Genomic DNA, 18,919 nt, shown 5'->3' with positions numbered 1-18,919 from the left:
TCTGCTGCGACTTCTCGAGATCGTAGGCGTCGCGACCATGTTGAATGCAGTCTCTGCATTCTCTTATGCACTAGCTATAGTGTATCGTGCAGTCACTGCAACTCGACGTCCTGCACGGGAGCCACATGTCCACCAGTTCCGCCCAGACGCCCCTTCTCCTGACGAAGCGGCGCATCTGGATCATCTTCTCCGCCCTCATCGCCGGCATGCTCCTCTCCAGCCTCGACCAGACCATTGTCTCAACCGCCATGCCGACGATCGTCGGGCAGCTGGGCGGTGTCGATCACCAGGTTTGGGTCACCACCGCCTATCTGCTGGCCACCACGATCGTCATGCCCATCTATGGGAAGCTCGGCGACGTCATCGGGCGCCGGCGGCTCTTCCTCGTCGCCATCGGGCTGTTCACCGCCGCCTCCGCCGGCTGCGCCATCGCCTGGGACTTCCAGAGCTTCGTCGTCTTCCGCGCCATCCAGGGCCTGGGCGGCGGCGGACTGATGATCCTGTCCCAGGCCATCATCGCCGATGTCGTCCCCGCCAACGAACGCGGGAAGTACATGGGCCCCATGGGCGCGGTCTTCGGCATCTCGGCCGTCGCGGGACCGCTCCTGGGCGGTTACTTCGTCGATCACCTGACCTGGCACTGGGCGTTCTACATCAACATCCCCGTGGGGATCGCTGCGCTCCTCATCGGCGTGTTCGCCCTGACCCTCCCCACGAAGAAGGCCGAGCGCAGGATCGATGTGCCGGGGATCCTCCTGCTGTCGGCCGCGACCACCTGCCTGATCCTCTTCACCGACCTCGGGGGCGACGGCGACCACGGATGGGCCTCGCCGGCCACCTGGGCGTGGGGAAGCGGCCTGGTCGCGGCCGTCGCCCTTTTCATTCTGGTGGAAGCGCGCGCCGAGGATCCCGTCATCCCGCTCTCCCTGTTCCGCAACCGGATCTTCGTCAACACGGCCGCCATCGGCCTCGCTCTGGGGATCGCGATGTTCGCCGCCATCGGCTTCATGCCGACCTTCCTGCAGATGGCCTCCGGCACGTCGGCCGCCGCATCCGGCCTGCTGATGATCCCCCTCATGGTCGGCATGATGGGCACGTCGATCGTCTCGGGCCTCCTCGTGTCCCGGACCGGGAGGTACCGGGTGTATCCGATCGCGGGCCTCGTCATCGCCATCGCCGCCATGCTGGCCATGACCACGTTGAGCGCCGACACACCGATCTGGCTGATCTGCTCCTACATGTTCGTCTTCGGAGTGGGCCTGGGCCTGGTCATGCAGATCATCGTGCTGGTCGCCCAGAATTCCGTGGGCGCCGATCAGGTCGGCACCGCGACAGCCACGAACAACTACTTCCGCGAGGTCGGCTCCTCCCTGGGCACCGCCGTCTTCGGCACGCTGTTCACGACCCGCCTCACCCAGCGCCTCACCGAGGTGTTCTCGCAGTCCGGGCTCAGCCCCGAGGAGGCGGCGGGCGCCACCTCGACGATCGACCCGCAGACCATGGACTCGCTGCCCCAGCTGGTGCGCGACGGGGTGGTGTCCGCCTACGCGGATGCGCTGGCCCCGGTCTTCTGGTACATCATCCCCTTCCTCTGCGCGGCGCTGGTGCTGGCCTTCTTCATCAAGCAGATCCCCCTCGACACCGAGTCGGGTCTCGTCGCCCGGGGGGAGGCCATCGGCGGAGAGGAGGCCGAACGGCTCGCCGCCGACGGCGCCCCGGCACGCTGGACGAACCGGTGACAGGCGCCCGGGGCGCCCTCGTCGCTTCCACCCGGCCCCTCGCGCGCCCAGAGATCGGCCCGTCCCGGACCGGCCGTCGCGGTCCTCGCGCCGCCTCAGGGCGCCGGCTCCGACAGGGCCCGTGAGATCCGCTCGATCCCGAACTCGAACGCCTTGTCGAGATCCCCTCCCAGATGGAAGGCGCCAGCCAGTTCCATGCTGACGAAACCCGTGGCCCAGGCCGTCACGAGCCGCGCGGCCTCCAGGGCATGCTCCTGACCGCTCAGGGCGTCCGCGAGGCCGAGGACCGGCAAGCTGGCGCGTTCGATCCCCTCCTGGGACGCCGCTCCCGAGAAGAAGAGCAGCCGGAAGCCCTCGGGGCGCTCATGGGCGAAGTTCCGGAATGCGAGGATCTGCGCGGGGAACCCGGAGACGTCCTCGAAGCGGGCGGCCAGATCGTCGGCGGTGGCGTCCGCGACGAGGCGCCGGAGCGCGGCCTTGTCCCGCACCCTTTTGTAGAGGGACGGCGCTCTGACGCCCACGCGATCGGCGACGGCCCGCATCGTGAGGCCGTCAGGCCCTCCGGCTTCCAGGAGGTCGCGGCCTGCGGCGACGATGGCGTCGAGCGATGTGTGGTCGGGCGTGGACATACCGCCTCCTATAGCTATTGACATTAGCCATCATGGCTACGTAGTGTAGCCATGTCTATCATGGCACATCGCTTCCACCGACAAGGAGCCCCTCATGGAACTCGGGCCGCACCTGCGTCGCATCGGCAACGACATCGTCGCCGCCTACATGATCGAGACCGCGGACGGCATCACGGTGGTGGACGCGGGTCTGCCGGGCCACTGGCGCGACCTCCGTCGCGAGCTCGACGCCATGGGACGATCGCCCGACGACATTCGCGGCCTCGTCCTGACCCATGGGGACAGCGATCACATCGGGTTCGCGGAGCGTCTCCGACGGGAGTACGGCACACCGGTCTTCGTCCATGCCGCAGACGCCGCGCGCGCGATGGGGGCGCCGACGCCGAAGTCTGAGGCCGGCGCCTGGCGACTCGGGGCCACGACCGGTTTCCTGACCTATGCCGCACGCAAAGGAGGACTGCGCACGACCCCCCTCACCGCCGTCCATGAGGTGGAGGACGGGGATGCCTTGCCCCTCCCGGGATCGCCGACCATCATCTCGTTGCCGGGCCACTCCCCCGGCAGCATCGCCGTCCTCGTTCCCGAGGCCGACGCCGTCTTCGTCGGCGACGCTCTCACCACGCGCAACGTCCTGACAGGCAGGACGGGTCCAGCCCCCGCGCCCTTCACGGACGACCCTGCCCAGGCCCTGGACTCCCTCCAGAGGATCGAGCACCTCCCGGTCGCATGGGTCCTGCCTGGTCACGGCGTCCTGTGGAAGGCGACACCCGCCTCCATCGTCGCCGACGTCCGGGCCGGCCTGTAGCCCGGACCGTTCCGCGCAGATCGTCGGCCCGCGCGGTCAGGCTCCCAGCATGATGCCGCCGTCGACGGCCAGCTGCTGTCCGGTGACGAAGCTGTCCGTCATGAGGAAGAGGTAGGCGGCGGCAAGCTCGTCCACCGTCGCCGTCCGCCCCAGCGGGATCACCTCGCCGAACCGCGCCTTGGTGGCCTCGCGTTCGGCGGCCGGCATATCAGCCCACAGCGGGGTGTCGGTCCACGTCGGGGCGACCGCATTGACGCGAACGCGAGGCGCGAGTTCGACGGCCAGACCTTCGACGAGCGCGTGGATGGCCAGGTTCCCCACGTAGCTGCCCGCCGCGTCCTGTGCGCGCCCTCCGGTCCCGGAGGTAAAGGTGAGCGAACCGCCGGTGCGGACACGCGGCGCCGCCAGCCTCGCGATCATGAGGTTGGCGAAGAACTTCGACTCGACCGTGCGACGGATCTCCGACAGCGGAGCGGAGAGGAACCCGCCTCCCATCGGCGAGCCGATCATGGAGACGAGATGGTCGAAGGCCGGGGTCTCGTCGAAGAACGCGTCCAGCGACGTGCCGTCGTGAGCGTCGACGCGGATCGTGGACACCGAGCCGCCCTCGCCCGACAGCCGGTTCTCCGCGGCCTCGAGCCGCCCCTCGTCTCGGCCCCCGATCACGATGGAGGCGCCGGCCTGCGCGGCCAGCTCGGCCACCCGCAACCCGATGCCCGAACTGCCGCCGATCACCACGACGACCTCGCCTCGCAACTCGCCCATCTGGATCCCTGTGCCTTTTCCGACGCCCAAGCCGACGTGCCGACGCGCCACAGGCCTCGACCATACCTGCCCCCGCATGCCCCGGCCAGCGATGTCCCGCACAGGGAGGGACCGTGGCGGACGCCGAAAGACAGCCGACAGCACAGAATGCGGCAACCGAGAAATCAAGCAGTCGCTCGCGCAGCCCCGCGACCTGCGTGAACCTCCCGACGCGTGGCACCCGCCCTCTCTGTCCGCGCGGCATTCTGTGCTGTCTCGGACCGGAGCCTCCTGAGGACAGTGAACCGCCGACGCCAAGACGCAACGAGGAATGACCGGCGCGGCTCAAACCGGACCATGGGAGCTCCTCGTGTCGAGGGTCTGGACCTCGCCTGCTTGGGAGCCAGCGTCGTGCGCTCGACAGCCTCTCCCCGAGGGCGAACACGCTGATCCAGCGCCTGAATCGTGGGGTCGACAGGGGCTGCCAGCGGCCCCTGGACCCTGGTTCGATGGACTATCAGGGCCCGTTGCGACGGCTGTCTAGACGATTCGAGTCCTCATTCCCACGCTCTCCGAGATCGACTCCCCGATGGCCGACTACGAGGCCGTCCGTCTGGCACGAGAAGGCATGTCGATGCGGGTGGTCGGACAGCAGATGGGAGTGGGGCGCAAGGCCGTGCGCGTTGCGCTGGTCCAGGCTGGAGCGATCGAACCCGCCCGCAGCATCTGATCCACAGAGGAAGAAGTCCCCCGAGCCAACCTCAAAGCACTGTCAAGTTTGACCGTAGTTTGTTATGACGGACCAAAGAGCGGAGATATTTGACAATGTCACGCATGATCACACGACCGGTTGCCGACATCATCGAGCAGCTAGAGCTCGATGGCGACACGATCGTGACGGTTGACCGACTCGCCTCGGTGATGGACGAGGTCGGTGCAACGGGCTCTCCCCGGATGCTCGCGTATGAGCTTCAGCGCGACGGTTGGCTGGGCACACTCCGTTCACGGGGTGCGTGGGAGTTCCTCCCCGGTTCTCGCGCTGGCTCCTATTCCTCCGGTGACCGTTTCCTGGAGTTCCGGGCACAACACGCGCTCCGAATGGGGTGGCCCGGCGTTCTCGCGATGGAATCGTCGGCCAGTCTGCTCGGGCTGGCACAGCGCATCCCCGACCGAGAGGTCATCGCCCTGCCCGATGACGCGGCGTTCCCGAAGGCGATGAATGGACAGTGGCGCTGCGTCCGCATTGAGATTCCCAACGAAGGCGTCACAGTGATCAACGACTTGCCAACCTGGGATCGAGAGGGTCTACTCGTCGGCATCGGCATCCGCCCGTCCGGATACAAGGACACCCCCGGACTGGGACAGTGGCTGTCGGATCCGCCCTTCGATGTCGACACCGACAAGGTCCTTCGCCTTCTGGCATCGGCAAGTGCCGCTGCCAGACAACGCACGGCCTATCTGCTCCAGGCCTCTGGCAACCGTGAGGCCGCCCACAAGATTATCGACGCAAATCCGCCTACCGAAACAGCTTGGATCGGGCCGCGCAGTCAGGGCGGACGATACGACTCCGTCACAAGGGTCAGCGACACCCGCCTCCACCCCTACCTCAGCGTCGGAGGCGGGTCATGAGCCGCATCACCGAGGGGCACTTGGTCCGGCACTACCAGGGCGCAAAGGGCGGGCGAGACGCCGCTCTGCTCGACATCGCCCAGGATCACGCACTGTTCCTCCTGCACCAGGCTGGCCTGTTCAACCAGGGCTTGGTCTTCACGGCACCGCACTTCGCAAGTTCCGTGCAGGAAACTCTGGCCGATTTTCCACCGACCTCGACTTCACCGCTCCCGGCAACGATCTACCGCTTGCCGCACTGGAAGCACTGGACGGCGCGGGGTTGGACGGATTCTCCTTCGCCGTCGAGAACCTCGGGGATGACGGGCGGCGTGGAGGCCTGAGGATCGAGACGCCCTTCGGAAGACCCGACCTCGGCGCGAAGATCGAGCTCGCCCGCCACCGACTCAGCCTCGCACCGGACGTCCTGGATCCCATCCGGCTTCCCATCCACAGCCGCTACGACTTCACCGTACCGCCCACTCCCGTGATCAGAACCGAGGAAGCGATCGCGGAGAAACTGGCCAGGTTCCGCAGGGTTTCGCTGGCTCGCGATCTCTATGATCTCCAGTGGTACGCGACCAATGGCATCATGAATGAGCCGCTCGTCAGACGCCTGTAGATGCTCAAGGTCTATCGCGACGTCGTCGCCGATGGTCGGGGCGCTCCTCCGGATGAACCCGACGACATCCTTGCAGCAAGGACCTCCAGCGATTTCCGACCTGAAGACATCGGCTACCTCACCAAGCCCGTCCGAATTGGCGAATGGATCGCGACCGTCCGCACACGCTACGCATTCCTTGCCGACCTCGACGCCGACGAATGCCGCTGGACACAGTGCAACGGCGGCGACCGCGACGAAGTCGAGACCACCCTGGCCACGATCGAACCGACGAAGAGGCATCCAGGATCAAGCGGCATCTGCCACACCGAATCTCAGATTGAGTACGAATTTCTAGGCGCGATAGGGATACACAGCCTACTTGGCTGCTTGTCCGTTCCATTCTTCTACTTAGGAGTCCTCACTATGACCTGAGTTTGGTCACTTCGTCGCGCTTCGGGATCGCGTAGGTCGCTGACCTGTGCCGATGGGTTCGCTGGATGCCGATTTGAGGCACTAATTGGTGCTCTACGGTGGGGGTGTGGCGTGGATTCGGCGGGTGCGGACGGCTTCGGGGGCGACGGCCGTGCAGATTGCCGAGTCCGTCAATGGTCGTCGGCGGATCGTGGCGCATGTCGGGTCGGCGCATACCGAGGCCGAGCTCGGGTTGCTCGTCTGGCGGGCGCGGCAGCTGCTGGAGGACCCCGGTCAGGGCGAGTTCGACCTGGGCCTGGAGCCTGTGGAGCCCAGGACGAGGCTGCTCGGCGCGCCGCGGGTGGCGGCGCTGTTCGATGAGCCGGGCTCTCCGGCACGTGAACGTGGGCCGGCCGCCCCGCCGCGGGTGGTGGGGACCTCCTCGCGGGTCCTGTATGACGCGCTGAGCGCGGTGTTCACGGACCTGGGGTTCGACGCCCTGGGTGATGCGGTGTTCCGGGATCTGGTGATCGCGCGGATCGTGGAGGCGACCTCGATCCTGGACACCGGCCGTGTGCTGAGCGATCTGGGCGCCCGGCCGGCGAGTGAGAAGACGATGCGCCGTACCCTGGCCCGGGCGGCAGCCGGTGAAGGTCCCGGCGCCTACCGGGACAAGGTCGCCGAGCTGTCCTTCGCCCACGCCGCGACCAGTGGTGAGGTCTCGCTGTGCCTCTACGACGTGACGACCTTGTACTTTGAGGCCGAGAAGGAGGACGACCTGCGCAAGGTCGGCTACTCCAAGGAACGCCGCGTGGACCCCCAGATCGTCGTCGGTCTGCTCGTCGACCGCCACGGGTTCCCCCTCGAGATCGGCTGCTACGAGGGCAACCAGGCCGAGACGGCCACGATCATCCCGATGATCAGACAGTTCCAGAGCCGCCACGACATTGAGGACATGGTCGTCGTGGCTGACGCCGGCATGCTCTCGGCGTCCAACCTGGCCGCGTTGGATGAGGCCAACCTGCACTTCATCGTCGGCTCCAGAGTGACCAAGGCGCCGCTGGACCTGGCCTCGCACTTTCGCTGGCACGGGGACGCATTCACCGACGGGCAGGTCATCGACACCATCACACCCCGCACCGGCCGGCGCAGCGAGAACGACGAAGCACTCCGTGCCGAGCCAGTCTGGGACCCCGGGCAGCATCCCGGGTCGTGGCGCGCGGTCTGGGCCTACTCCACCAAACGCGCGGCGCGCGACGGCAAGACGCTGACGTTGCAGGAAAACCGCGCCCGAGCGGTCATCGCCGGTCAGAAAGCCGCACGGACCCCGAGATTCGTCAAGACCACCGGTGAGGCGCGCAGCCTGGACGAGGCCGCCCTGGCCCGCGCCAGGCGCCTGGTCGGGCTCAAGGGCTACGTCACCAACATCCCCGCCCAACTGATGGCGGCCAGTGAGGTCATCGGGTCCTACCACGAGCTGTGGCACGTCGAGCAATCCTTCCGGATGTCCAAGACCGACCTAGCCGCCAGGCCCATGTTCGTGCGCACCCGCGACGCGATCGAGGCCCACCTAACCATCGTGTTCACAGCCCTGGCCGTCTCGCGCGAGGTCCAGCGACGCTGCGGCCTCGCAATCCGCAACGTCATCCGCCAGCTGCGGCCCCTGCGCTCAGCGACTATCACCGCCAACGGCGCCACCCAGATCATCCCACCCCACATCGACCCCGACCGACAAGCGATCATCGATGCCCTCACAACGGGGAAACCTCAGGCACTAAGCGAATGACCGAACTCAGGCCTGTAGATGCTCAAGGTCTATCGCGACGTCGTCGCCGATGGTCGGGGCGCTCCTCCGGATGAACCCGACGACATCCTTGCAGCAAGGACCTCCAGCGATTTCCGACCTGAAGACATCGGCTACCTCACCAAGCCCGTCCGAATTGGCGAATGGATCGCGACCGTCCGCACACGCTACGCATTCCTTGCCGACCTCGACGCCGACGAATGCCGCTGGACACAGTGCAACGGCGGCGACCGCGACGAAGTCGAGACCACCCTGGCCACGATCGAACCGACGAAGAGGCATCCAGGATCAAGCGGCATCTGCCACACCGAATCTCAGATTGAGTACGAATTTCTAGGCGCGATAGGGATACACAGCCTACTTGGCTGCTTGTCCGTTCCATTCTTCTACTTAGGAGTCCTCACTATGAGATACAGCAGCCTTGCCAGCAAATTCGATGATGTGCGAAATCAGTACAACATCATGGCAATAGTAGGAAATGGATTCGATATCCAAGTTTTGTCTGACCTCGGTTCCACCGTGGATACCCGCTATGAGTCGTTCTATTACCACCTCAAGTACCGGAAGTTCCGGTCGGACAACCGAATTCTTCAGAAGATGGAGCAGCTGCACCATTCGGGTGCCACCAACTGGAGTGACATCGAGGGCGCCATTGGCGTAATTCTCGATCACGACAATGTACCTGCAGTCGATGTGGCCAAAGACTTGAAGGAGGTCCAGCGTGAGTTCTCCAGCTTCCTCGACCAAGTGGCGACCCCAGATCTTCTTGCCAATCTAGGCGATCAATCCGTAGCAAATGACTGGACGATAACTAGCTTTACCAATTTCCTCGGAGATGTCATGGACCCCGGCGAGTACGGGAAGATGATGCTTCCAACTCGACTCGATATCGGGGATCTATTCAACTTCCAGTTTGTAAATTTCAATTACACAACGCTTCTCGATGATTACCTATATCTCGATCAGATTCAGTTCGACCCTCATCCATACCAGCAATCGGATCGCAATATCAACTTCCACCCCAACCCCCGCGGTCATTCCACAGGAAAAGAACGCCAAGGATTCCATATGGTCTCTTACCTCGTCTCTGACGTGGTGCACCCGCATGGGGTGCAGTACACTTCGAGGTCGTTGCTTTTCGGTATCGACTCGGCAGAGGGGCCAGCGCTCAAGCTCACCAAACCATACTGGGCGCAGAACGAGGTAAAGTATGGTGACCTTTTCGCCGACACTGATCTCTTCATCATTTTCGGGTGCTCACTAGGCGAAACTGATGGCTGGTGGTGGAGGGCGATCGCAAAGACCCTCGTCGAGCAGGACGACTCTGAGCTCATGATCTATTGGCGTCGATCGCAGGGCGAGAATGAACTGACCGACAAGGACGTCAGGCGCCGATTCGCCACCGTAGCTCGATCGCAGGCAGGACTCGAAGCCGTCTTGATCGACAAAGTGCGGGTTGTCATCTACGACGACACCGCCGAACGAGCTTGGCTCAACACAAGTCAGTCAACCGCACCGCGCTGGCTTAAGAGCTGATGCGCTTTTTTGAGAGAAGTCCGGCTCCGACGTTGAGACGTCGGAGCCGGAGGCCGGGTCCTGCTTGGTCCTATTCTTGAACCTTGCCCCGCGCTTGAAATCCCTTGTCGCACGGCGGAAGCGCGGTGTATATGGCGCCGATGTGCCCCCGATTCGGGACAATCGGGGGCAGGTTGTTCGCAAAGTTGGCACTCCTCAAACCTTTCTCACGCCCTCGGAGGTGACGAAGCTGGTCGAGGATTACCAAGGCGGGGCCGGCGTCGCGCGTCTTGCCGAGACGTATGGGATTCATCGTTCGACTGTCTCGGCTCATCTGACTCGACGCGGTGTGGTCAGGCGAGCGCCGGGACTGGGCACCGAGGAAACGGCTGAGGCTGTTCGGCTCCACGAGCAGGGGTTGTCGCTCCGTGCCATTGCGCGAGCACTTGGAGTCGACAGGAGGCATGTTACGCAGGCGGTGCACAACGGTTTTGCGGCCGGATCGTAACAGACTAAGAAGGTTTCAAGATGGAAAACTCGCCCCTTTAGAACGCGGATATTAGAAGGAACTGAAGGCTGTCTATCCTAGGCCGTCGAATAGCTCACAGCTATTCAGCTGCGTAGTTCAAGAATTCTTTCATCGGATGGCGTTGTTCTTCCCACCTCCATGGAGCGTTTGTTGGACGAGGCCGTCGTTGCGCACAAGTCAAGATCAACTCGTTCTTCGCTCTGGAAATAGCGACAAAAAACTCAGCGCGACAATCATCGATCTCAGCCCAGAAGAACTCACTCTCGACGCCAACGACAACGACTTTCTCGAACTCAAGCCCCTTGCTTTTATGAATTGTTAGAATCCGTACAGCCTCATCCTCTGATAGCCGCACCAATGCCGCAATTGGATCACCGTCCTTGTCGAGCTCTCGACAAAAGACATCAAAGGTCTGCTTGATCAATTGGTTCAAATGCTTACCATGTTGATACTCAGGCGACAACGCGCACATGACTGGCTTGGTAACCAGACGGAGGAACCCAACGATGACTTTCTTCCACTCGTTTGAATCCGACCGCGAAGCAGTGCCTTCGCGGAACGTCTCGCGCTCCGCTTCAAGGAAGCGACTGACTGCCCTCGCGTTCCTAAGTGCCATCTCCTCTGTCCGACTCATCCGAGTAACCAGGCGCATTAACCGCGCGTAGGCAGCCGGTCGGCGATCATCTGCTACGACACGGATCAGGTCGAGAATCACAATCACGGCTGGCTCGGCTGTCAAATCCTGACGTAACTGCTCATTACGTGACGCGATGCCTCGGGCATTCAGCTCGTCAATCAGTAGCTCGCAGACCAAGTGAGGTTGCTGACGAACCAAGATCGCGATTTCGCTCGCCGGAACACCTGTGTTGAGCCATGCTTCGATTTGATCCGTTATCCCTACCGCCTCATCCGCTGAGGTGGTGAAGGGCATCACAGTGACAGAGCCTTCTGTTCCAACGAGTTCGGCGACTGGTATCGCCGCTGTTGGATCCATTACTTGCACTATACGGTTCTGCATCCGGCGTAGCACCGGCTCGGAGCGGTAGTTCTGGTACAGCGGCAGCGGTTGGGCGGCGAAGTCAACAGAAAAGGTCTGCATGATGCCGTCCAACGCCCCGGCCCAGCTCATGATCCGCTGTTTAACGTCGCCGACGGCGGTGAGAACAACATTGCTATCGATGAAAACTTCCTTCAGTAGTGAATACTGATTGCTCGTGGTGTCTTGGAACTCGTCCAGGAAGACATGACTGTATGTCTGCCGGATCGCATTCCTCACAAAGGGACTCTTTTGCAGGATGTCGATCGCCAACGGCACCAAGTCGTCGAACGTGATTTGCCTGTGTGGAACCCGGTCTGACCGGTCGACCGTGTAATCCGGGTCGAGGGCATCGTTGCCGGTAAACAGGACCCGGTAATTGTCTATGATCTGCTTGGCGAATGCATGGAAGGTGAAGCTGTCGAATCGCGCAGCAAGTTGCTCGCCACAACGCTTGCGGACACGCTCACGAATGTTCCGCTCTGCGTCCACCTTGAACGAGATCGCAAGGATGCGCCGAGGGTAGCGGCAAGCACCCGTCGTGAGGAGGAAGTCCGCCCGTTCTGCCAGCAGTTCGGTCTTGCCGGCACCTGGACCAGCCGTCACCACGACATTCGCCATGGGCTCGCGGACCGCGCGCAAAGCGTTCGGCTCGAGAGTGATGTCTTCTGGCGGCCGCCAGTCCTCCGGCAGGATCATTCGGGAATCGATCCCAGCCGCTCTCGAATTGCGTCGACCATCCGTTCGAGCGGTTCCGGCAGACCCTCTAGTAGCTCCTCGTTCGTGAGTTCGGCCATGGCAGCGATGTGGCTAGCCGGTTTGCTACGCTGCTTGAACTGTTTCTGGTACTCGTCAAAGAGCTCCAGGTGAGCATCACCGAGCCGGTCGACGTTGGCACGCGCCTTGCCGAGGACAGCTTCCATGGTGGCGACACTCGGAGTGGCCGTTGTAACGTGATATGCGTCTGGGTAGGCTTTCAGCAACATGAGGTCCAGGTCAAGCGGGTACGAAAAGAAGACGCCATGCTTTTCCATTGTGTGCAGAGCCCCTGAGCCAGCCTTATAAAGGGGAAAGTCGGTGGCGGCATCCCAAGCCTTGATCTTGGCTACAGAATCTGGGGTGAAGGTGCCCGGTCGGAATTTATTCAGCTGCTTGGCGGCGTAACTAATTCTTCCCCAGCCACCTTGGTAGCGCCCGCAGTCAAGGTCAAGCAGCGTGACATGCGGTATCTCAAGGTGTTCGAGCAGCCGCCAGAAATGGTTGACATGACGGCCACCGAGCGGGACGACACAGATCGAAACGTCATCCTCAGCGATACCTGCCGCGGCAAGTACCCGGGGCAGGACGATCTGTTCGCTGTCGCCTTCGCCTAGAACTACCAGGCGCGAGAAGTAGAGTTCTGGGTGGGCAAGAACGGCCTCACGCACGTACTTGGCGGCCTCGTCAGTGTTGGCTGGCATCACGATCGTGTGGACGGTTGTCGTGCGATCGGGGGCGAGTCGCAGGAACCGGATGTTCTCGGGTTCGACCCGGTGAAGCAGCGCTGGAGCGTGTGTCGTGACCACGCCCTGTACGTCCTTCTTGTCACATGCCTCCCGAAGCTGACGGACGATCCGACCAAGGTACTGTGGAGCGAGACTGTTCTCAGGTTCCTCCAGCGCGATGACGATGTAAACCGGAGGCCGTAGTTTGTCGGGATCAAAGGAGGTCTCCGCGCCGCTGAGCACTTTACGAGAGATTCCTTGCCATGCCAGGACGAGCGATATATAGAGCAACGACTTCTGTCCGTCGCTGAGTCGCTCAAAGCTAACGACGTCGCCTGCCGGGCCCGGGGCGAATGTTACCGTCAGCTGACGCAGCACACCCTCGATCTCGCCCCGTCCGAAAGCGATGGCAGGATCTTTAAAGAAAACGCCCTTGTGCATGCCAGCCCACGCCTTCTGAATCTCGATGCCAATATGCTCTACAGCATCGTTGCTGGTCATCGAGGCCGAGATGTCGTCAGTCAAGCGCGCCAGTTCAGTTCGCTCACTGGTCCAGTCAGCCGCGCGAAGCATACGCCCCAGCAAAGAGGCCGTCGTGTACGCGATGTGATCAACAGGGTCACGGCGGGCCGGCAGATAGTGCACCTCGATGGCTGCTCGGTCGTGACGCGACATGTCCGATCGCTGTGCCGGTTCACCGTTAGCATTAACCTGAGTAATGTACTCGATTCTTTCGTCAACGAAGCCGTCAATGTCAAGAGTCGCTGTCAAACGAATCCGAACCAGTGGCGGATCGTCTGGAGTTTGCAAGGCCATATGTGCAAAGAACGGCGGAATCGAAGGATGCGGCTCATCTCCGTCTGCCACCTCATCAAACTCGATATCCACTTCGATCCAAAGCTCTTTATCAGTCAGGTCAGGGCTGATACCCGTGGGCACGTGGAAGTCATCGGGCTGTACTCGGCGGAGTGATGGCAAGGGACTGAACAGCCGAGCAAGTGCGACCAGAACGGCGGTCTTACCTGCACCGTTGGGTCCGAGGATAAACGTGAGTTGGCTGAGCTCAATCTCGGTTGGGACTGGTCCAAACGATTGGAAATTCTTGAGGCGAAGCGCCTTCATCTTCATAGCTAGTAGCACTCTCCTCGGTAGGGTAACCAGCGCATAGCTAATTCGGCCCCACTGGCATGTTCTGACAATAGTCGTGTCGATCGGCACGAACGAGGTGGGCACGCCGCTGACCGAGGCATCGACCTCTGTGCCCTTGAGATCGGTCAAGCTTGAGATAAGGGCTGACTGGCAGCGGACGGGGTCTCGCAGCCTTCGCGAGCTTGGCCGACACAACATGCGCTGGCCGGCAGCAATCCGAAGCACTGGGAAGGGCGACGCGCTGTGGCAGAGCGCCTGTTTGTCGGTGGTCCGAGGCATACTTGAGTGCGTGTAAGGTGATCGCCGTCGGTCGCAGTCCTACCTTTGAACAACGTTTCGTGGGCTCCTAGGCGGAGGTGCCCTCCTGCGGAAACGATGATCGGGGCGACGTGTCTGACGAGCAAGGGGAAGTGCCCGGTGCCACCCCGTACCTGCTGGCGCAGGTGCGCGAATCCTTTGGGCGAGTGGTCTACAGCCAGAAGACCCATGAGAAGCAAGCGGACATCTGTTTCGTGAAGTATCGGTGGCAACAGGGCGTGCTCATCGCTCTCACAGCGATCAGCTCAGGCACCTTTTTGGCTACGATAATCGGTCTATTAGGCGATCCTGCCTTGGCTAGCCTCGCGACATCGACCATCGCGCTCTTGGTGAGCTGGATGAGTCTGGGGGCGAAGGCCTTCCGGTTTGCGGAGGAGTCCGACGCCCATCGCGACATCGCTTCTCGGCTCTGGGCTATACGCGAGTCGTACATCTCGCTGATCGCTGATCTGATGTCCGGCGACGTCTCGAATACACAGGCACAAGGTCGACGCGACGAACTCCAAGAAGCCACCCGCAACGCGTATTCTGACGCCCCCCGGACGAGTTCAAGGGCGTTCGCGCGCGCTCAAGAAGGGCTCAAAAACAACGAAGAGATGACGTTCACACCTCACGAAATCGACCTGTTCCTCCCCGAAGCGCTCAGACTCGGCAACAAAGGAACCTGCTCATGAAGACATCCGATATTTTCGACGCATTGTTGACGGACTTGAAAGTCGGCGACACGGCGGTTTCGGTATCATCCCGCCGGGACCAGATCGTGAAGGCGCTGAACAAAGACTTTCGTTCTAAGGACGGATGCGCCGACTACAGGCTGATGGTGGGCTCCTACGGCCGCCACACAGCCATTAAGGGCGTGTCCGACCTAGACATGATCTTCGTTCTACCACCCGACATCCGCTCCAACTACGACAGCGACGCGGGACCTCGCAGGGTACTTGAGCGTGTCCGGGATGACCTGAAGGCGCGATATCCAAAAACCATGATCCGCGTCGACCAGTGCGTCGTACGGGTACAGTTCACCAGCAATGCTTTCAAGTTCGAAGTGCAGCCAGCCTTTGAGAACGAGGACGGCAGCTTCGAGTACCCGGACACGAAGGCACAAGGCTGGAGAGTCACGAAGCCCCGGGACGAGATTGCGGCCACCAAACAATGTAATGACCGCACATCCACGAACATGCGCAATCTGGCTCGCATGATACGTGCGTGGAAGAACGCTAATGGAGTGGTTATGGGGGGTCTGCTCATCGATACGCTAGTACATGGATTCTTCGCGCAGACTAACGACTATGACTCGGCGACAACAGACACATTTGACCTCATGGTACGCGACTTCTTCGAGTTTCTGAAAGAGGAACCCGATAAGGGCTACTACCTCGCCCTGGGGAGTAACCAGAGAGTAACGGTGAAGGCGCGGTTCCAGCCCAAGGCAAAGAAAGCGTATAACAAGTGCCTTGATGCTATCGAGGAAACAGGCAAGTCAGCGGCCAACGAGAAGTGGCGGGAAGTCTTCGGCACATCGGTGCCGCTCGCGACCCGCAAGGCTGCTCAGCTGTTCGGAGACTCTGAGCAGTTCATCGAGAACGAGTATCCCGTCGACATTGTCGAATCCGTCACCGTCGACTGTGAAGTCACGCAGAACGGATGGAGACCAACGAGTCTTCGGGAGATGCTGCGAACAGGCGCGCCATTGAAAGCCGACAAAACGCTGAAGTTCTACATTATCAACTGCACGGTCGGAGAGCCATACCAAGTGAAGTGGAAGGTACTGAACCGCGGCCCAGAGGCCGAGCGACGGAATATGATCCGTGGTCAAGTTGTCGAATCCACCAGTCGGAACACTCGAATGGAGCACTCGGACTTCAAGGGCAACCACGTTGTCGAGTGCTATGTCATCAAGGACGGAATCGTTGTTGCCCGCGACCGGATCGATGTTCCGATCAGCAACACGAGCATCAGGTCTGTGAATGCCTCTTAAACAATCCGTCATAACCGTCGCTCTCAGTGGCCCCGCCCGACATGCTCATTTCGCCACCTGGAGAGTTCCACGTATCAAACGCAAGTGTCTGAAAGTATTTGGCAGTCATGACTTCAGGGCTATAGAGCGGGTTGGCTCCGCCCCGGGAGGCGTCGCCGTGTTTCGACTGGCGGGGTCTGCTGTAGGGATTGGTGGCACCTGATGTGAGCGCACGTGGGTGCGTTCTGGAAGGATGATCATCATGCCTAAGGCCTATCCCAAGGAATTCCGCGAGGACGTGATCCGGGTGGCTCGCACCAGTGAGGCCCCGTTGCGTCAGGTTGCCAAGGACTTCGGTATAGCCGAGTCTTGTCTGCGACGGTGGGTGCACAAGGCGGAGTTAGCCGAGGACCCCCAAGCGCCAGCAGTTTCGGAGTCTGGTGAGCTGCGAGCGTTGAAGCGCCGCAACCAGGTTCTCGAGCAGGAAAACGAGATCCTGCGGCGGGCGGCTGCGTTCTTTGCTCGGGAGATCTCCCCAAAATGAAGTACCCACTCGTCAAGGAGCTGGCTGTAGACGGGATCCCCGTCACGGCGACGTGTAGGGTCTTGAAGCTCCACCGCCAGCACTATTACCGCTGGCTCACACACCCCATCACCGTTTCGGAGGTTCGAGACGCCTACCGGGCCAACGCTCTCTTTGACGCGCACTGCGACGATCCAGAGTTCGGGTACCGGCTCTTGGCCGATGAAGCTCGAGAAGCTGGCCAGGTGATGTCGGATCGCACGGCGTGGAAGATCGCCTCTCAGAACTCCTGGTGGAGCGTGTTCGGCAAGCGGCGGGGGAAGAACGCCAAGCCAGGGCCCGCGGTCCATGACGACCTGTGCACGGTCACAGACGAGCATGGGCGCACTCGCCACCAGTTCCAAGCGGAAGGCCCCAACCAGTTATGGCTCACCGACATCACAGAGCATAGGACCGCTTGGATTCCAGCAGTCGTTGCAACACCAGCGGCGAGGAGCGGAGATGCCGGCGAGGAAGTACACGGAGCAGCAGAGGTTGGCGTTCTTGGGGTTGATCGATCGGGGCGGATCGGTGCGGGCAGCTGCGCTGGCCGTCGGCGTGAGTCCGGATCGCGGCTACCGATGGATGAAGCAAGCGGGGCTGTCGACGCCGCGGAGCACGCAGCGCAAGCACGCCCCGGAGGACAAGGCGGAGTTCTTCAGACGGCTCGCTGTGAGCGGCAACGTCTCGGCGGTCGCACGCGAACTCGGCTTCAACCGGGTCACCTGCTACGCCTGGGCGCATAAGGCGGGGATCTTCACGGGCGCTTACGCGGACGCGAAACGGCAGGAGTTCCTTAAGCTTCGACGTGAGGGCGTATCACGCCGCGAGGCCGCTCAACGGCTGGGCGTCGAATCCCACCAGGCGCTGGACTGGGACAAGGGCATCCGTGTGTTCTCGAAAGGCCGGATCTACCCTGACGGCAGAGTGGTGCTCTACCGGCCTGAGGAGGTCCTGGCGAACGTGAAGAATCCGAGAACTGCATGGGTCCAAGGCGAACGCGTCCCCGTTGCCCGTGTCGAGCAGGTCATCGATGCCCGCTACCTCAGCCTCCTCGAGCGAGAACGGCTGAAGGACCTGATGATGATGGGCCTGTCAAGATCGCGGCGATGATGGGGCGGGCGCCTTCGACGATTAGCCGTGAAGTGAGACGCAACACCGTCAGCAGGATCGGCTATCTGCCTCACACGGCGCATCGTGTCTCCGTGAAGCGGCGTGAACGCCCGAGGGCAGCAAAGCTCGCGGTCGATGGCCCTCTGCGGGATTACGTCGCCGCCAAGCTCAAGAAGCGATGGTCGCCGGAGCAGATCTGCCATCGGCTTCAGCGAGACTTTCCCCATGACCCGGGGATGCGCGTGAGCTGCGAGACGATCTACCAGGCCATCTATGTCCACGCGCATGGAGAGCTGAGACGCGAGTTGGCAGGCTCGCTGCGTCGCGGTCGTTCGCGCCGCAAACCCCACCGTGACCCGCAGATGCGCACGAGCAGGTTTATCGACGAGATGACACCGATCTCCCAGCGCCCCGCCGACGTCGAAGGTCGCACGGTCCCAGGGCACTGGGAAGGCGACCTGATCGTTGGCGCCGGCAGTGGTTCAGCCGTCGCGACACTCGTTGAAAGGACCACGCGCTACGTGGTCCTAGGTCATCTTCCGATCGAGCGTACTGCCGATGCTGTTCGCGACAGCCTCGTCTCCGCTTTGCAGGGGATGCCGCCCGCGCTGAAGAAGACCCTCACCTGGGATCAGGGCGCGGAGATGAGTGAGCACCGGGCCTTCTCCCTCGCCACGGACATGGCGGTCTACTTCTGCGATCGGGCTTCACCTTGGCAGCGCGGCACGAACGAGAACACCAACGGGCTGCTCCGGCAGTATCTTCCCAAAGGCACAAACCTCCGCACCCACGACGCCGGGGCCCTCGCCGCGATCGCCGACGAACTGAACGACCGGCCGCGCAAGGCGCTGAACTGGGACACTCCGATGGAGCGGATGAGTGCTTTACTGGGCTCGGGATAGTTCACACCGT

The 18,919-nt window shown here is 62.1% G+C and carries 16 protein-coding genes and 1 pseudogene; 13 read left to right on the top strand and 4 right to left on the bottom strand.

Going from position 1 to position 18,919, the window contains the following annotated elements:
- Positions 1 to 125: 125 nt before the first annotated feature.
- A complete protein-coding gene (locus ACFQWG_RS02465; RefSeq protein ID WP_380971781.1) occupies positions 126 to 1,739 on the top strand; it encodes an MDR family MFS transporter in 1,614 nt (537 codons plus the stop codon).
- Between the two features lie 95 nt (positions 1,740 to 1,834).
- Here the strand turns inward: ACFQWG_RS02465 and ACFQWG_RS02460 are convergent, their stop codons facing one another.
- On the bottom strand, positions 1,835 to 2,368 hold the full coding sequence (locus ACFQWG_RS02460; RefSeq protein WP_380971779.1) for a TetR/AcrR family transcriptional regulator: 534 nt from the start codon (positions 2,366 to 2,368) through the stop codon (positions 1,835 to 1,837).
- Positions 2,369 to 2,462: 94 nt separating this feature from the next.
- On the opposite strand from ACFQWG_RS02460, the gene ACFQWG_RS02455 reads away from it, so the two are divergent.
- Complete coding sequence (locus tag ACFQWG_RS02455) at positions 2,463 to 3,173, top strand: MBL fold metallo-hydrolase (protein ID WP_380971777.1); 711 nt, start codon at positions 2,463 to 2,465, stop codon at positions 3,171 to 3,173.
- Positions 3,174 to 3,209: 36 nt separating this feature from the next.
- Here ACFQWG_RS02455 and ACFQWG_RS02450 read toward each other — a convergent pair whose 3' ends face one another.
- On the bottom strand, positions 3,210 to 3,938 hold the full coding sequence (locus ACFQWG_RS02450) for an SDR family oxidoreductase (protein WP_380971775.1): 729 nt from the start codon (positions 3,936 to 3,938) through the stop codon (positions 3,210 to 3,212).
- Between the two features lie 568 nt (positions 3,939 to 4,506).
- Between ACFQWG_RS02450 and ACFQWG_RS02445 the strand changes: the two genes are divergently transcribed.
- From ACFQWG_RS02445 to ACFQWG_RS02415, 7 genes are all read left to right on the top strand, one after another.
- Positions 4,507 to 4,647: a hypothetical protein gene (locus tag ACFQWG_RS02445; protein WP_380971773.1), complete on the top strand. Its 141-nt coding sequence runs from the start codon at positions 4,507 to 4,509 to the stop codon at positions 4,645 to 4,647.
- A 104-nt stretch (positions 4,648 to 4,751) separates the two neighbouring features.
- Positions 4,752 to 5,546, top strand: a complete 795-nt coding sequence (locus ACFQWG_RS02440; protein WP_380971772.1) for a hypothetical protein — start codon at positions 4,752 to 4,754, stop codon at positions 5,544 to 5,546.
- A complete protein-coding gene (locus ACFQWG_RS02435) occupies positions 5,428 to 6,147 on the top strand; it encodes a nucleotidyl transferase AbiEii/AbiGii toxin family protein (protein WP_380976178.1) in 720 nt (239 codons plus the stop codon). Before ACFQWG_RS02440 ends, ACFQWG_RS02435 begins: the two co-directional genes overlap by 119 nt.
- Positions 6,148 to 6,561, top strand: a complete 414-nt coding sequence (locus ACFQWG_RS02430) for a hypothetical protein (protein WP_380971770.1) — start codon at positions 6,148 to 6,150, stop codon at positions 6,559 to 6,561.
- A 106-nt stretch (positions 6,562 to 6,667) separates the two neighbouring features.
- A complete protein-coding gene (locus ACFQWG_RS02425) occupies positions 6,668 to 8,326 on the top strand; it encodes an IS1634 family transposase (protein ID WP_380971438.1) in 1,659 nt (552 codons plus the stop codon).
- An 18-nt stretch (positions 8,327 to 8,344) separates the two neighbouring features.
- Positions 8,345 to 9,880, top strand: coding sequence for an AbiH family protein (locus ACFQWG_RS02420; protein WP_380971768.1), 1,536 nt, complete (start codon positions 8,345 to 8,347; stop codon positions 9,878 to 9,880).
- A 142-nt stretch (positions 9,881 to 10,022) separates the two neighbouring features.
- Complete coding sequence (locus tag ACFQWG_RS02415) at positions 10,023 to 10,367, top strand: helix-turn-helix domain-containing protein (RefSeq protein ID WP_380976176.1); 345 nt, start codon at positions 10,023 to 10,025, stop codon at positions 10,365 to 10,367.
- Positions 10,368 to 10,467: 100 nt separating this feature from the next.
- Here the strand turns inward: ACFQWG_RS02415 and ACFQWG_RS02410 are convergent, their stop codons facing one another.
- Positions 10,468 to 12,123, bottom strand: coding sequence for a UvrD-helicase domain-containing protein (locus ACFQWG_RS02410; RefSeq protein ID WP_380971766.1), 1,656 nt, complete (start codon positions 12,121 to 12,123; stop codon positions 10,468 to 10,470).
- Positions 12,120 to 14,186, bottom strand: a complete 2,067-nt coding sequence (locus ACFQWG_RS02405) for an ATP-dependent nuclease (RefSeq protein ID WP_380971764.1) — start codon at positions 14,184 to 14,186, stop codon at positions 12,120 to 12,122. Before ACFQWG_RS02405 ends, ACFQWG_RS02410 begins: the two co-directional genes overlap by 4 nt.
- 260 nt (positions 14,187 to 14,446) lie before the next feature.
- Here ACFQWG_RS02405 and ACFQWG_RS02400 point away from each other — a divergent pair, with 260 nt between their 5' ends.
- The 4 genes and pseudogenes from ACFQWG_RS02400 to ACFQWG_RS02385 all read left to right on the top strand — a co-directional run bounded on the left by ACFQWG_RS02400 (position 14,447) and on the right by ACFQWG_RS02385 (position 18,909).
- The gene (locus ACFQWG_RS02400) at positions 14,447 to 15,049 is read left to right on the top strand and encodes an SLATT domain-containing protein (RefSeq protein WP_380971762.1); all 603 of its coding nucleotides are present in this window, start codon (positions 14,447 to 14,449) and stop codon (positions 15,047 to 15,049) included.
- Entirely contained in the window at positions 15,046 to 16,353 is a 1,308-nt protein-coding gene (locus ACFQWG_RS02395) for a nucleotide-binding domain-containing protein (protein ID WP_380971760.1), read from the top strand. The genes ACFQWG_RS02400 and ACFQWG_RS02395 overlap by 4 nt, the downstream gene beginning before the upstream one ends.
- Before the next feature lie 232 nt (positions 16,354 to 16,585).
- Positions 16,586 to 16,876 carry a transposase gene (locus ACFQWG_RS02390; protein ID WP_380971758.1) on the top strand — a complete coding sequence of 97 codons (291 nt, stop codon included), beginning with the start codon at positions 16,586 to 16,588 and terminating at the stop codon, positions 16,874 to 16,876.
- Positions 16,877 to 17,737: 861 nt separating this feature from the next.
- A pseudogene (locus ACFQWG_RS02385) lies at positions 17,738 to 18,909 on the top strand (IS30 family transposase).
- Positions 18,910 to 18,919: the final 10 nt, after the last annotated feature.

Origin of the sequence: Schaalia naturae (assembly GCF_042665795.1) — a bacterium.
Lineage (GTDB): Bacteria > Actinomycetota > Actinomycetes > Actinomycetales > Actinomycetaceae > Pauljensenia > Pauljensenia naturae.
This window is presented reverse-complemented; position numbering and strand designations above follow the sequence as displayed.

Bases quoted from the DNA above. Each gene is read 5' to 3' on its own strand.
- ACFQWG_RS02465 (WP_380971781.1), top strand. From the start codon at position 126: ATGTCCACCAGTTCCGCCCAGACGCCCCTTCTCCTGACGAAGCGGCGC.
- ACFQWG_RS02460 (WP_380971779.1), bottom strand. From the start codon at position 2,368: ATGTCCACGCCCGACCACACATCGCTCGACGCCATCGTCGCCGCAGGC.
- ACFQWG_RS02455 (WP_380971777.1), top strand. From the start codon at position 2,463: ATGGAACTCGGGCCGCACCTGCGTCGCATCGGCAACGACATCGTCGCC.
- ACFQWG_RS02450 (WP_380971775.1), bottom strand. From the start codon at position 3,938: ATGGGCGAGTTGCGAGGCGAGGTCGTCGTGGTGATCGGCGGCAGTTCG.
- ACFQWG_RS02445 (WP_380971773.1), top strand. From the start codon at position 4,507: ATGGCCGACTACGAGGCCGTCCGTCTGGCACGAGAAGGCATGTCGATG.
- ACFQWG_RS02440 (WP_380971772.1), top strand. From the start codon at position 4,752: ATGATCACACGACCGGTTGCCGACATCATCGAGCAGCTAGAGCTCGAT.
- ACFQWG_RS02430 (WP_380971770.1), top strand. From the start codon at position 6,148: ATGCTCAAGGTCTATCGCGACGTCGTCGCCGATGGTCGGGGCGCTCCT.
- ACFQWG_RS02420 (WP_380971768.1), top strand. From the start codon at position 8,345: ATGCTCAAGGTCTATCGCGACGTCGTCGCCGATGGTCGGGGCGCTCCT.
- ACFQWG_RS02410 (WP_380971766.1), bottom strand. From the start codon at position 12,123: ATGATCCTGCCGGAGGACTGGCGGCCGCCAGAAGACATCACTCTCGAG.
- ACFQWG_RS02395 (WP_380971760.1), top strand. From the start codon at position 15,046: ATGAAGACATCCGATATTTTCGACGCATTGTTGACGGACTTGAAAGTC.
- ACFQWG_RS02390 (WP_380971758.1), top strand. From the start codon at position 16,586: ATGATCATCATGCCTAAGGCCTATCCCAAGGAATTCCGCGAGGACGTG.